Here is a 13,622-nt window from a genome sequence, read left to right as displayed (position 1 = left end):
ACATGCGAATGCTTCATACAATGTTGCGAGTAGGCAATTTAGAACAATCTTTAAAGTTCTATACCGAAGTATTAGGGATGAAGTTACTTCGTAAGCGTGATTATGAAGAAGGTCGTTTTACACTGGCATTTGTTGGTTATGGCGATGAAGAAAATAATACCGTGCTTGAACTTACTCATAACTGGGATACATCAAGTTATGATTTAGGTAATGCTTATGGTCACATCGCAATTGGTGTCGAAGACGCTTACAAAGCATGTGAAGAAATTAAAGCACGTGGCGGTAAAGTTGTGCGTGAAGCTGGCCCAATGAAGGGTGGCGTTACGGTTATTGCCTTTGTTGAAGATCCAGATGGCTACAAAATCGAGCTCATTCAGCAAGATGCAAATGCTAGAAATAATTAAATAATTGACTTAGGTGCTTTAAGATTTAGGTCTTAAAAGCCTAGCTTTATTTTTATAGCCCAGTATGATGAAGGCTTGACCAAATGGTCAATTTATCAACTGGGTTTTTATTTGTCTAAAATAATCATAGGATGTGAACATGCTGAAGTTCTTGGCACTTGATCGATTTACAATTTTGTTGGTTGGTATGGTGCTACTAGCAACATTTTTTCCAGTCAGTGGTCAAGCTGCGCAGTATTTCAATACATTAACTACAGTCGCGATTGCAATTTTATTCTTCCTACATGGGGCTAAGTTGTCTCGTGAAGCTGTAATTGAAGGTATTTTGCATTGGAAAATGCATTTACTGGTATTTGCAATTACGTTCTTTATTTTTCCTGCTCTTGGTTTATTGGCTAAACCTATTCTTTTACCTTTATTGGGACAGCAGCTCTATTGGGGCTTTCTGTTTATGTGTTTCTTACCTTCTACGGTTCAGTCTTCTATTGCTTTTACTTCAGTGGCAAAAGGGAATGTGGCAGGGGCGGTATGTAGTGCATCTTTCTCAAACTTGGTGGGTATGTTCATTACGCCAGTTTTAGTGAGCTTCTTTATTTTAGGGCAAAGTCAGCACGGGTTTGATCCTACATCGTCCATTATAGAAATTACGCTGTTGCTATTAGTGCCGTTTGTTTTAGGGCAATTGCTTCGTCCTTATGTTTTTCCATATATGGCAAAAGTACCAAGCATTGTAAAGGCATTCGATCAAGGCTCAATTTTGATGGTGGTCTATGGTGCATTTAGTGGGGCAGTAGTTGCTGGACTTTGGCATCAAGTGAACTGGAAAACCTTACTTCTTTTGGCACTCGCTTGCTCTGTATTACTCACCATTATTATGTTGCTTGCACTGTATTTGCCGCGTGCTTTTGGTTTTAGCCGTGCCGATCAGATTACCGTGTTCTTTTGTGGCTCAAAAAAGACCTTGGCGAGCGGGGTCCCAATGGCACAAATCTTATTTATTGGTCAGCCTTTAGGAATGATTGTATTGCCAATTATGATATTTCACCAAATACAGTTAATGGTGTGTGGAGTAATCGCAAATTACTGGGCTAAATCCCAAGATTAGGTCGCAAAAAAAAATTATATGGCGTATAATACTGTCCACTTGTTGTGCTTAGCTCTAACCCTAGAGGTTTCGGTGGGCCAAAAGAATGGTCTGTTGTGGTGTTGATCTGCTTGAAAAAGCCTGCCTCAATTTAATTGAGAGTGATCAATTGCGATGACAGCTTAAGCCTTTCTTCAATTAGGAGTAATCGACGATGCGCGCCGATATTCACCCAAAATATGAAAAATTAGTTGCAACTTGCTCATGCGGTAACGTAATCGAAACTCGTTCTGCTTTAGGTAAAGAAACTATTTACCTTGACGTATGTTCAGCTTGCCACCCTTTCTACACTGGTAAACAAAAGAATGTAGACACTGGTGGTCGTATCGACAAATTCAAACAACGTTTTGCTGGTATGTCTCGCTCTATCAAGCGTTAATACTTCAAAACGAAACAAAAAACGGGCTTATGCCCGTTTTTTGTTTTTAGCGTACAAGACCATTATTGGTCTTGCACATCTGTTAAGCGATCAAGCTTTTTCTGAAAATAATCACCTTGTAAGAAACGTGCTTCCACATTCCATGCATTAGCAAACAGGTTCATATCATTTAAGTTAGCCAATAAAATTCCAATCGGTTTTACAGTCAAATAGTTCAATACTTTTTCTTGCAAGCTACTAAGCCCTTGGTCTGAGCTTAATAGGTCAGTTTTGCTGGACTGTAATTTTACAAGCTGAATATCAAGCTGCTGCAAAATTGAATCGCTATATATAGAAGAAGCAAAGTCTCGAATTGAAACTTCCGCACCATGTTGACGTAAACGACCAATCAGCGGCTGAGCTGTTGGAAGGTAGTGCTGAAGTGCCTGTTCCGAAAATTGCAAAATTAGCGGACTTTCAAGCTTGCTACCAATGATGGTAAGCAGTTTTGAAATCAGTTCAGGGAACGACTTATCTTTCAGCAAAATATCAATATTCAGATTAATAATGAGTCTTGCTTTAGGATACTGAGCAATGAAGTTATGAAGCTGTTTACATGCTTCTACCAATATCCAGCGGTCTAGTTGAATTGATAGTTCAGCATCTTCTTTTAAGTCAGCTAAGTCATTTAAATTATGCCATTGTTCATCAGCAATAAAGCCACTCGTCACTTCATAGTTATGAGTTTCTTCATCATGTTTGTCATAAACTTGTTGATACTTCAGGTGTATTTGTCCCTGAGCTAATTTTTGTCTTAACTGCTGTAACAAAGAAGAATGCGAAGTCACCTCAAAATGTTCAATCGTTAAATCAAGAGGAACAGCTTCAATGCTCGGCGAAACTGTTTTTTCTACGATAGGCGTTATTTCAAGCTGAGGGGTAACTTGAGGTAGATTCTGCTTTTCAGCTTCATTAAGTAATGAGCTAAATGAAACCTCAGTGAGTGGTTGATTAAGCGGAGCATAGCCAAGCTTTAACTGTACCGAAAAGTTTTGCTCACTCACTTTTAACAAGTGCTCTTTTTGCAAAGTTTGTAAACTCGTCAACTGAGAGTTTAAAACTGTACTATTTTCAGCTTGTAAGATGCCGACATACGTACCCAAATCGACTTGGTAAATCGGCATTTGTGCATGGTCTTTTAAAAAACCATGCAGCTGATTGAAATACTGACCTAAGGTCTGCCAACCTTGTTGAAAGAGGCGTTCTGGGCACTGCGAAAGTCTAAATAGAACTATGGCATTTGCTTGCGCAGGGTGGGTCGATAAATGTCGGTTAATCTGCGGCCAAGCTGTGCTTAACCCAGTCATCTTCTCGGACGGTACCGTATTTGCTGGTGTTTTTAAATCAACTTGATAGTCGATGGTCAGCTGTACAGCATCTTCTTCTTGGCTTGGAATAAATTCCAGTTTTAAAGCATTATTACCCGAAATGGCTTGATGCTGACTTTGGATTTCGAAGCGTGCTTGATCAAACTGCCCTAAAGAAATTTTCTTAAAACGCTGTTTAAAAATATTTAAATCGTTGGGTTGTAAGACATCTAAAATCGGCAAACCAATAATATCTTCTTCTTGCTGAAAGCCAAATAGATTCAAATATTCGGTATTTGCCTTAATGTGAATGCCTTCTTGAAAAATAGCGACCGCTTTATGGCTGTTATCGACCAATGTTTGCGTATGCGTATGAATGGTATCAAGCTCCGCCAAAAGACGTTGTTCCTTTTGTAAAAGGCGGCTGTATGACAGTGCTCGAACAAGCGTAATATAGAAATAGTCCAGAGGTTCTAGCGGGACTACATCGTAAATACCTTTTTGAATATAGCTTTGATATTGCTGCGCTTGGTAATCATCTGGTTGTAAAAGTAAAATTGGTAGCTGTGGCTGTTCTGAGGCTTGAACAAGGGAGAGAGTTTGTTCAATTTTCAAATCATATGCGCGACCAAAAATAATGACATCCCATGATGTATTGAGCTGCTTTTCAAAACTTTTTAAATCATCAAGTAATAAGGCATTAACTTGATAATCATTCCCCGATAATAAATTTAAAATTTGGTTATAACGTAACTGGTTATCATCAATAATGAGTAAACGTATTTCAGTACGTTTTAACCTTTTAGATAGTAAAGAGTTTCTCACTTTAATGCTTCCCATAAATCTTGACTATTCGCGTTACTATTCTTTTTCAGCATGAACTGATCAAGCAGGTGTTGCTGCTGCTCATTCAAAAGTTCAAATTGAAATTGAATAAAACTTTGAGTAATGAGTTGTGCTTTGAGTAGATACACTTTGATTTCTTCTGTCCCCAATCGTAAATGAATTGTTTGTTGCTCTCTAAAAATTTGAGACCCCGGTAAAATAAGCGTGTTTTGTATTTCTTCTAAGTTTTGAGTTTGTAGTAATAGTGCAGGGTGATAATTACGAGTATGACGCTCAGCCTGAATATGTACAGCACAAGGGAACATGGCTTGTGAAAGAATTTCTAAGCCCAGTTCCAAACTTTTTTCTGTTGATTGTTTAATCCAGCGAATCACACCGCCACGCCACTGACCATGTAATGTTTCTTTAACTAAAATATATTCGCCAGTTCGTAAGTTTTTAGGCGCTTCACCAGACCATTTAATGCGGTAGCCATTAACACTGATATCAAGCACTGTGGTTTGATAAATGGTTTTACTCTCACGACTTAAGCGTTGGTAAGACGAAGTTTGTTGCTCTTTTTTCTCGAGGTTTGATAAAACTTTCGACTCACTTTGTAAATTATAGTTATTGTTGAGTTGTAGTGTTTCTTCAAAGTTCTTTGCTTTAGATAGATAAAAATGTGCGGTAGTTAATCCGAAGCAAATTTGGAGAGCGGCATTATATTCATAACGTTCATGGCGGCGCTGTGCGGTCGTACCTAAAATAGTTTGAACGTGAAACTTTAAAGCAGGGCTTAAATAAATCTTTTCATTTTTAGACATGTACTGAGCATTTTTATGCATGGTGGCAGTGACATGCTCAAGCAACGCTTGAGTGCTAATAAAAATGCTTGGATTGAAATTTGAGCTTTGTTTTTTGTTATATACCGGTGGATGGTCTTTAGTCGGGTCGACCACATACTTAGTTAAAGCACTATCTTTAGGTAAAATCTGAATCATACGTGCCCAGTCAAAACTACACTGGAATAGCGCTTGAATTTCCGATTGACGAATCTGATTGGTATTAAAAATATCTAATAAAATAAGCTGAGCGTATGCCTGTGTAATATTGGCTAAAGGATGCTGTACGCCTTGAATATGATTAATATTGGTTAAATGATATTTATATTGGACTGCGGTTTCATAAAGTTCATGAGCAATTAACCATTGGCCTTTGACAGGTTCGCTATAGAGCATGTGCTGCTGATATAAAAGGTTGGTGAGTTGCTGCAATGCATGGAAAGTCGCCAAAATACGCGCAGTTTGTAAATTTTTCTTTTGTTTAAATGAAAATAGAGAAAACTTTTGTCTTTGTAGCTGTTCGTGGCTTGTCCTTGCGATATTTAAATAAATACTCGCAAAATAACAACGTAGAAGCATTGCCAGTTCAATAATGTGCTCGTTACGGTCTGTACTAATCACACCTTGGTTAAAAAAGTTTTTTTCTAGACTCGCCAAAACATTATTAATGGTTGGGTGAAGTGTTTGAATTAAATCGAAGCGAAGCGTTTCACTGCAATTTAATTCATTCAATTCCAAAAGTGCTGTAAATAACGCCTTTGAGGTATCACCCAATTGCATAATAGAAAGGGTAGTAACCCATTCATTAAGGTCTTTAATGTTGGCTTCACAAAAGCTTAACCGTTCACGAGTACGTGCGGTTTGATTGTGAAAAATGTCCGAAAGTGCATTATTCATCATCACTTATTATATAACTCAAAAAGTTGTAGCCCCAAAAAGCGGTGTTTTATTCTTTTCGCCCGCAATTTCCCTGACGAGTTTAGGAACCAGATATCCAGGTAGGCTCGCTAACACGTCTTGATATATCGCATCTATTTCAGATGGTATTAAATCAAAATGTTGTGCACCTTTTACTTTATCTAATACGTGTAAGTAATATGGCATAACGCGAGCTTCAAATAGACGATAACTTAAGTCAGTTAAAGTTTGAGCAGAATCATTGACACCTTTTAGCAATACCGCCTGATTTAGTACAGTAATGTGGTGTGAAGATAACTCCATCAACTTTGAACAAGTAAAGTCATCGAGCTCAGAAGCATGGTTCGAGTGTACCACCAGAATAATACGCAGCCTACTGTTTTTTAATAAAGAAATAAGCTCTTCGTCGATTCGATTTGGAATGACAATTGGAACTCGTGAATGAATTCGCAAAATCTTAACTTGTTTGAGAGATGATAAACGTTCTAGCCAAAGTGCAAGCTTACGGTTAGAAAGTGTAAGTGGGTCACCTCCACTTAAAATCACTTCATTAATATCGGGATTAGCTTCGATATAATTTTTAATATTGAGCCAATCATCATTTTTTGGCAGATTTTCCTGATAAGGGAAGTGACGGCGGAAACAATAGCGACAATGCACAGCACATGCACCCGTCAAAGTCAGCAAAAAGCGCGATTTATATTTATGTAAAACACCCGGTAACTGGTTGGCTGCTTCTTCACCTAAAGGGTCTGTAACAAACTCAGGATGTTCTTCAAGTTCTAAATGATGAGGTAATACTTGTAGTAAAAGCGGGTCAAGCGGGTTTTTAGCGTTCATTTTTCCGACGAACGCACGAGGAACACGCAATTTAAACTTTTCAGAAGCCAGAATCGCACCTGATAATAGCTGATCTGAGGATAACTCGAGTAGGCTTAGCAATTCAGAAGGATCAGTAATAAGGTCACTGAGTTGTGATTGCCAGTTTTGCTCTTGGTATAAATAGTTTATCATTTGACACGATTAAGATAATGCAACAACGCATTATATCGCATAGTTGACTTGTTAAGTTTGGAGTGTGCCTTTCATGGCCTATTATTCTACAAATGATTTCAAAGCTGGCCTTAAGGTTATGCTTGATGGTAACCCATGTTCTATCATGGAAAACGAATATGTAAAACCAGGTAAAGGTCAAGCGTTCAACCGTGTAAAATTACGTAACCTTAAAACTGGCAAAGTATTAGAAAAAACTTTCAAATCAGGTGACTCTTTAGAAGCGGCTGACATCGTTGAAGTTGAAATGGAATACCTATACAACGACGGTGAAATGTGGAACTTCATGGATCCTGTAACTTTTGAGCAAATCGCTGCAGACAAAATTGCAATGGGCGATGCTGCTAAATGGTTAAAAGACGATTCAAATGAAAAATGTACAATTATGTTGTTCAACGGCGTACCTTTAACAGTAAGCCCACCGAACTTCGTTGTATTAAAAATTGTTGAAACTGATCCGGGCGTACGTGGTGATACATCTGGCGGTGGCGGTAAACCAGCTAAGCTTGAAACAGGTGCGGTTGTTCGTGTTCCGTTATTTGTTCAGCAAGAAGAAAGCGTTCGTGTAGATACTCGTACTGGCGATTATTTAGAGCGTGCATAATAGTTAAAAAATACACTATTATCGAAGGGATGATGTAAATCATCCCTTTTTTTATGCGAAAGTATAAGAGGAAAAAAGAAAAAGGAGGAGTAGAGTCACAGGGATTAAGAGAAACAGTACATAACAATATAAAAATGCTGTAGTTATTTATTGAGAGGTTAAGAATGGACACAATGCAAGCGAAATCTACGCTTCCCTCCAAGCTGGTCTGGAGCCTAGTGGCAATTATAGGTGCAATTTCTTTTGGGATGCTGGCACTCAGTCGTGGTGAACATGTTAACGCGGTTTGGCTTGTACTAGCTGCAGCATGTGTATATAGCATCGCATACCGATTTTATAGTCTATTTATTGCAACTAAAGTATTTGAATTAAACCCAAGACGTTTAACCCCAGCACATCGTTTAGCTGATGGTCTGGATTATGTTCCTACCAATAAATATGTGCTTTTTGGTCACCACTTTGCTGCAATTGCTGGAGCAGGGCCGCTAGTCGGACCAATTTTGGCAGCACAAATGGGCTTTTTACCGGGAACCATTTGGCTACTGGTTGGTGTGGTTCTGGCAGGTGCGGTACAAGACTTTTTAGTTTTATTTATCTCGACACGCCGTGATGGTCGTTCACTTGGTGAAATGGCAAAGCAGGAGCTTGGCTCTTTTGCTGGTATCGTTGTAATGCTTGGTGCGCTTGGAGTAATGATTATTATCCTTGCGGTATTAGCTTTGGTTGTGGTTAAAGCACTTGCCCATAGTCCATGGGGTGTTTTTACGATTGCAGCAACTATTCCAATTGCATTGTTCATGGGCGTTTACATGCGATTTATTCGCCCAGGACGTATTGCAGAAGTTTCGATTATTGGTTTTGTTTTAATGATGCTGGCAATTGTCTATGGTGGACATGTTGCAGCAGACCCGTACTGGGGTGAGTTTTTCACTTTAACTGGTACACAACTCACATGGTGTCTCATCATTTATGGTTTTATCGCATCGGTATTGCCAGTGTGGCTGCTATTAGCACCACGTGATTATTTATCTACTTTCCTTAAAATCGGGGTGATTCTTGGTTTGGCGGTGGGTATTATCATTGCATTACCTGAATTGAAAATGCCTGCTGTAACCCATTTTATTGATGGTACAGGTCCAGTTTTCTCAGGTAGTTTATTCCCATTCCTATTTATTACTATTGCTTGTGGTGCCATTTCTGGTTTCCATGCGCTTGTATCAAGTGGTACTACGCCAAAACTCATTGATAACGAAGCAGATATTCGTGTGATTGGCTACGGCGGTATGCTTATGGAGTCTTTTGTCGGGATCATGGCAATGATCTGTGCGACTGTTTTAGACCCAGGGGTGTATTTTGCGATTAATGCGCCAGCGGCAGTACTTGGCACAACTGTAGAGTCTGCGGCAGAAGCTGTACGCAACTTAGGTTTCGTGGTTACTCCAGAAATGTTGACTGTGTTGGCTCAAGAAGTAGGTGAAAGCTCGATTCTTTCACGTACGGGTGGTGCACCTACCTTTGCTATTGGTATGGCTCATATCATTTCTGAAATTTTCAATAGCCGTTCAATGATGGCGTTCTGGTATCACTTTGCGATTTTATTTGAAGCGTTATTCATTTTAACTGCTGTAGATGCGGGTACTCGTGCTTGTCGTTTTATGGTGCAAGACACGGTAGGTATTGTCATTCCTGCGGTTAAAGCATCAGGTTCTTTCTTTGGTAATTTGGTTGGTACAGCCGTTGCAGTTGGTGGATGGGGCTTCTTCGTCTATCAAGGTGTGATTGACCCATTAGGTGGCGTTAACTCATTATGGCCTTTATTTGGTGTTGGTAACCAAATGCTGGCTTCTATGGCACTCATTTTAGGTACAGTCATTCTGTTTAAAATGAAAAAAGAAAAATATGTATGGGTAACGATTATCCCAACTATTTTCTTGTTCGTGACCTGTATGACTGCTGGTTGGCAAAAGATTTTCCACGAAAACCCAAAAATTGGTTTCTTGGCGCAAGCGCATAAGTTCTCTGATGCGATTGCTCGCGGTGAAATTATTAAACCAGCCAAAACTATTGCTGAGATGCAAAACATTGTGATGTCGAATCAGATTAATGCTGCGCTTTGTGGCTTCTTTATGATTGTTTCGATTGTCATGATTATTGCCTCAATTGGTATTGTTCGCCGTGCTTTAGCGAGTCGTACTCCGACTGTAAATGAAGCACCTGCGGTATATGCCGATCCTGAAGTGGTTACCACTCGAGGAGAATAAAGATGAATTTTAAATTTGCAAAAAATGGAACTGTCATTATTGCGAAAATCATCAAAATGACAGTGCTTTCGCAAAAAGAGCTATTACTTTCTCCAAAGAACTGGTCGCGTATAGCAACCTTGTGGCAGCGTTTGCAGCAAAGCTTCCGACTTATGGTAGGCGTGCCGGATTATCAAACGTATTTGGAGCACATGAAAGCTCATCATCCTGATTTAACACCTATGGATGCGAAGACTTTCTACCGTCATTGTGTTGATGTGCGTTATCCATCGGCAGGTGGTACTTTAAAGAAATGTCCTTGTTAAATTGAGAGTTAAATTCAGCTAAACAAAACGGTATGTGGTTGAACCATGTGCCGTTTTACTTTTTTGGAAAATGAAAAAAGTTTGCTTAAAGTCTGCTCATTTGTATTTTTTTCAATGGCAAATCTCTTGTTTTGCTTTTGAAAAATGAATATTATGCTTTCCATTCTAGGTGTATAGCTCAGTTGGTTAGAGCGCTACGTTGACATCGTAGAGGTCTCCAGTTCGAGTCTGGATATACCTACCAAGATTCGCTGTTAAATCAGCAATTTAAAAAACCGCCTTAAATGGCGGTTTTTTCTTTTCGGAGTATTAATTCACGCCTTAATGTGAATAAGTACGAAAATTAGTCAAGTTCAGAATTCAAATACTATGAGAGTAGACTAATTTTTGTGTTTATAGTCCTCCTTATTATAGGAAGTAATATCTTATTGATTATTAATGCTCTTGATTTTTATATTTTGATCAATGATAGTGGGCTATAGGTGTTAGTGCTTTTTAAATAAGAATAATAATTTCATATCAAGGAGATATGGATGAGTTCACATGAGATTGGACGTCAAAAAATGTCAGCAATGACATTGGGTGCTTTAGGGGTAGTTTTTGGTGATATCGGTACTAGCCCACTTTACGCTTTTACCCAATGTTTTCATACATCACATAATGTTCCTATAAATGAAGCAAATGTTCTAGGCATTTTATCATTGATTTTTTGGGCACTGATGATCGTGGTGTCTTTGAAATTTAGTATGTTAATTATGCGTGCTGACAATCATGGTGAGGGCGGTATTTTAGCTTTATTAGCTCTTAACATGCACAATAAGCAAATTGGGCCTAAAGTGCGCTTTGGGTTAATTACAATTGGTTTATTTGGTGCTTCATTATTTTTTGGTGATGGCATTATTACCCCCGCTATTTCAGTATTGTCAGCAGTAGAGGGATTGTCGGTAGCAACCCCTATTTTTACACCGTATGTGATACCAATTACGATTGTGATTCTAATTGGATTATTTATGATCCAGAAAAAGGGAACTGGATCCGTAGGCCGTTTTTTTGGACCTATCATGCTACTCTGGTTTTTCTCAATAGGTTTTATTGGCCTATCTCACATTATCAAGAACCCTTATATCTTGAATATGCTTAATCCGTATTGGGCTCTTCCTTTCATTGAAAACAACCCCGTGACTGCATTTGTAGTTATGGGAGCAGTTGTATTGACGATTACAGGTGGAGAGGCGCTATATGCGGATATGGGCCATTTTGGTCGTAAGCCAATTCAATTGGCTTGGTTTTTGGTTGCGCTACCATGCTTGGTATTAAACTATGCAGGACAAGGTGCATTGATTCTGCAAAACCCACAGGCCATTGAGAATACTTTTTTCATGATGGTACCCAAAATAGCCTTATATCCTATGATTGCTTTAGCAACTGCTGCGACAGTAATTGCCTCTCAGGCAGTTATTTCAGGTGTGTTTTCTATGGCACGTCAAGCTATCCAATTAGGTTATTTACCACGTTTTGCGATTGACCATACCTCTGAATCTGAAATTGGTCAGATTTATATACCAGCATTGAACTGGATGTTGCTTGGTATGATTATTAGTTTAGTACTTATGTTTCAATCTAGCGCTAGTCTAGGCTCGGCTTATGGTATTGCAGTAACTTTGACTATGTTCTGTGACACTATTCTAGTTGCTTTCATCATGTATCACTTATGGAAATGGCCTTCGTGGGTTATGTTGTTAATTGCGATACCTTTGCTAATTCCAGATCTCCTCTTTATTGCTTCAACTTCACTAAAAATTGTAGATGGTGGCTGGTTCCCATTAATGATGGGGGCAATCACTTTTATAATTATGACAACATGGCGCCGTGGACGTGAATTACTACTGAACAAGTTGCAAAATGACACTATGCCATTAGATTTATTTATTAAGAGCTTAGAGTCTAGTGCTTATATGGTGAGTGGAACGGCTGTATTTATGACAAGTAGTCCAAAAGTTGTTCCTCATGCTTTATTACATAATTTAAAACATAACAAAATACTTCATGAACGTAATATTTTGATCACTATAAATACTCGTGACATTCCTTATGTAGATGAATCAGAACGCATTGATGTCGAAGTATTAGATAAGCATTTTTTACGTGTCACTGCTTATTATGGATTTAAACAGCAGCCAAATGTACCTCAAGCATTAGAACAAGCTTTAACTAAGTTAAATCAACCATATAACATTATGGACACAAGCTTTTTTGTATCACGTGAACGTGTAATTCATAACGTAGGTGATGGTATTGTTTCATGGCGTGAAAAACTGTTCATTTCTATGCAACTTAATACGAGTCCTGCTAGTGATTTCTTCCAGATACCAGCTAACCGAGTGGTGGAAATGGGAAGCCAAGTAGAGATTTAGGGTACCTTGATTGATTGTATATATCCGAAAATAAAAGACTTTTTTAAAGGCTTAAATTTAGAAGATTTAAGCCTTTTATTTTTATGAATTGGGCGAATGATAACTAATAAAAATATACAGATCTATCTATTTTTATGAAAACACGAATAGTTTTATATGACTTAAAAATTCATAAATTATAATGAATTAGGTTGGTTTTATAGTTTAATTTCGGTTTCTATAATATATTGTCTTTGCGCAGGGAGAGATTAAAATTAATTAACAAATAATCAGGTGGCCTAAAAATAAACCCGCTCAAGGGGGGAGGGACAGCTAGAATAAGAAAAATTAAAATCTAAAGTAAGATTTTTTATCAGTAAATATAATTTTTTGATATAATTAAGAAAACATAATTATTCTTTGATAACATGTCTTCAATTAAAGAAATTTGCTAAGGCATTAGTGAATAAAGTTCTAAAAGCCAATAAAGTTAAAATACCTGAACAAGTCAATTTTCTCTCAAATATACATCTAATAGAAAACAAACTTCAGCTCAAAAGTGATTTTATTTCTGTGTTACATACTTTACGCATCAATGAACACAAGAGTGCACATGTTGCTGAAACATATCATAGTGATGCTTTGGCATTATTCAGGCTATCATATAGAAATGGGTAATGGTGATATCCTGACTATCCAGAAAACCAAATTGTTCCCTGAGTTTCAAGCACCTGTCGATCTTACACTTGAAGCAAGGCACATGCGCTTTGAGTTGATGGAATTACACCAGCAATTACGTATAGCAAAAGATAAGAAAGCGATTAATATAGAGATTCAACAAATGTTAGCAGTACTTGGAGCTGAAAACTTACAATTGAAGCAGCAGCAAGTAGAAGTAAAAACACTGCAGGCTCAACTCACTACCTATGACGCAAAAGTGAGAGAGCTAGAACAGCAAGCACCGTAATTAACTTTAGCGACACCTATTGAGGATGAGCAATTAAGTATTGCCAATACTTCATTTGAATTATCCGAAGCTGAAACACGTGAATTAATTGATTTACAACTGGTACACGCAGATTGGCAAGCCGATACTCAGCTTCCCATTTTTGTCATACATACGAAATAGAAATACATATAGAGGCTTA

At 38.1% G+C, this 13,622-nt stretch carries 11 protein-coding genes and 1 tRNA gene; 9 read left to right on the top strand and 3 right to left on the bottom strand.

From position 1 onward, the window contains the following. The first annotated feature begins 2 nt into the window (after positions 1–2). The 3 genes from gloA to rpmE all read left to right on the top strand — a co-directional run bounded on the left by gloA (position 3) and on the right by rpmE (position 1,927). Entirely contained in the window at positions 3–404 is a 402-nt protein-coding gene (gene gloA, locus RMA95_RS01270; RefSeq protein ID WP_002052709.1) for a lactoylglutathione lyase, read from the top strand. A 133-nt stretch (positions 405–537) separates the two neighbouring features. Next, a complete protein-coding gene (locus tag RMA95_RS01265; RefSeq protein ID WP_006580654.1) occupies positions 538–1,509 on the top strand; it encodes a bile acid:sodium symporter family protein in 972 nt (323 codons plus the stop codon). A gap of 193 nt (positions 1,510–1,702) precedes the next feature. Then, on the top strand, positions 1,703–1,927 hold the full coding sequence (gene rpmE, locus RMA95_RS01260) for a 50S ribosomal protein L31 (protein WP_001200845.1): 225 nt from the start codon (positions 1,703–1,705) through the stop codon (positions 1,925–1,927). Between the two features lie 62 nt (positions 1,928–1,989). Here the strand turns inward: rpmE and RMA95_RS01255 are convergent, their stop codons facing one another. Genes RMA95_RS01255 through epmB form a run of 3 tightly spaced genes read right to left on the bottom strand, consistent with a single transcriptional unit; the run spans position 1,990 to position 6,872 of the window. Next, the gene (locus tag RMA95_RS01255) at positions 1,990–4,098 is read right to left on the bottom strand and encodes an EAL domain-containing protein (RefSeq protein ID WP_311069366.1); all 2,109 of its coding nucleotides are present in this window, start codon (positions 4,096–4,098) and stop codon (positions 1,990–1,992) included. Next, positions 4,095–5,840, bottom strand: coding sequence for a GTPase (locus RMA95_RS01250; RefSeq protein WP_311069507.1), 1,746 nt, complete (start codon positions 5,838–5,840; stop codon positions 4,095–4,097). The genes RMA95_RS01255 and RMA95_RS01250 overlap by 4 nt, the downstream gene beginning before the upstream one ends. 15 nt (positions 5,841–5,855) lie before the next feature. Then, positions 5,856–6,872 (bottom strand): EF-P beta-lysylation protein EpmB, encoded by a 1,017-nt coding sequence (gene epmB / locus RMA95_RS01245; protein ID WP_309456158.1) that lies wholly within the window; start codon positions 6,870–6,872, stop codon positions 5,856–5,858. Positions 6,873–6,945: 73 nt separating this feature from the next. Between epmB and efp the strand changes: the two genes are divergently transcribed. The 6 genes from efp (at position 6,946) to RMA95_RS01215 (ending at position 13,441) form a co-directional block, all read left to right on the top strand. Continuing rightward, positions 6,946–7,515, top strand: a complete 570-nt coding sequence (efp, locus tag RMA95_RS01240) for an elongation factor P (protein ID WP_263614294.1) — start codon at positions 6,946–6,948, stop codon at positions 7,513–7,515. A gap of 164 nt (positions 7,516–7,679) precedes the next feature. Then, positions 7,680–9,776 carry a carbon starvation CstA family protein gene (locus RMA95_RS01235; protein WP_311069365.1) on the top strand — a complete coding sequence of 699 codons (2,097 nt, stop codon included), beginning with the start codon at positions 7,680–7,682 and terminating at the stop codon, positions 9,774–9,776. Between the two features lie 2 nt (positions 9,777–9,778). Next, entirely contained in the window at positions 9,779–10,081 is a 303-nt protein-coding gene (locus RMA95_RS01230; protein ID WP_002052430.1) for a YbdD/YjiX family protein, read from the top strand. A gap of 167 nt (positions 10,082–10,248) precedes the next feature. Next, positions 10,249–10,325: transfer RNA gene (locus tag RMA95_RS01225), tRNA-Val, on the top strand. Between the two features lie 289 nt (positions 10,326–10,614). Next, complete coding sequence (locus tag RMA95_RS01220) at positions 10,615–12,495, top strand: potassium transporter Kup (protein WP_311069364.1); 1,881 nt, start codon at positions 10,615–10,617, stop codon at positions 12,493–12,495. A gap of 592 nt (positions 12,496–13,087) precedes the next feature. Beyond that, positions 13,088–13,441, top strand: coding sequence for a hypothetical protein (locus RMA95_RS01215; RefSeq protein WP_311069363.1), 354 nt, complete (start codon positions 13,088–13,090; stop codon positions 13,439–13,441). Positions 13,442–13,622: the final 181 nt, after the last annotated feature.

The organism is Acinetobacter sp. V110_1 (genome assembly GCF_031798975.1).
In the GTDB taxonomy this organism is placed as follows: Bacteria; Pseudomonadota; Gammaproteobacteria; order Pseudomonadales; family Moraxellaceae; genus Acinetobacter; species Acinetobacter nosocomialis_A.
This window is presented reverse-complemented; position numbering and strand designations above follow the sequence as displayed.

Excerpts from the sequence above, each read along its gene's own strand:
- gloA (WP_002052709.1), top strand. The coding sequence starts at position 3 with ATGCGAATGCTTCATACAATGTTGCGAGTAGGCAATTTAGAACAATCT.
- rpmE (WP_001200845.1), top strand. The coding sequence starts at position 1,703 with ATGCGCGCCGATATTCACCCAAAATATGAAAAATTAGTTGCAACTTGC.
- RMA95_RS01250 (WP_311069507.1), bottom strand. The coding sequence starts at position 5,840 with ATGATGAATAATGCACTTTCGGACATTTTTCACAATCAAACCGCACGT.
- epmB (WP_309456158.1), bottom strand. The coding sequence starts at position 6,872 with ATGATAAACTATTTATACCAAGAGCAAAACTGGCAATCACAACTCAGT.
- efp (WP_263614294.1), top strand. The coding sequence starts at position 6,946 with ATGGCCTATTATTCTACAAATGATTTCAAAGCTGGCCTTAAGGTTATG.
- RMA95_RS01235 (WP_311069365.1), top strand. The coding sequence starts at position 7,680 with ATGGACACAATGCAAGCGAAATCTACGCTTCCCTCCAAGCTGGTCTGG.
- RMA95_RS01230 (WP_002052430.1), top strand. The coding sequence starts at position 9,779 with ATGAATTTTAAATTTGCAAAAAATGGAACTGTCATTATTGCGAAAATC.
- RMA95_RS01220 (WP_311069364.1), top strand. The coding sequence starts at position 10,615 with ATGAGTTCACATGAGATTGGACGTCAAAAAATGTCAGCAATGACATTG.
- RMA95_RS01215 (WP_311069363.1), top strand. The coding sequence starts at position 13,088 with ATGTTGCTGAAACATATCATAGTGATGCTTTGGCATTATTCAGGCTAT.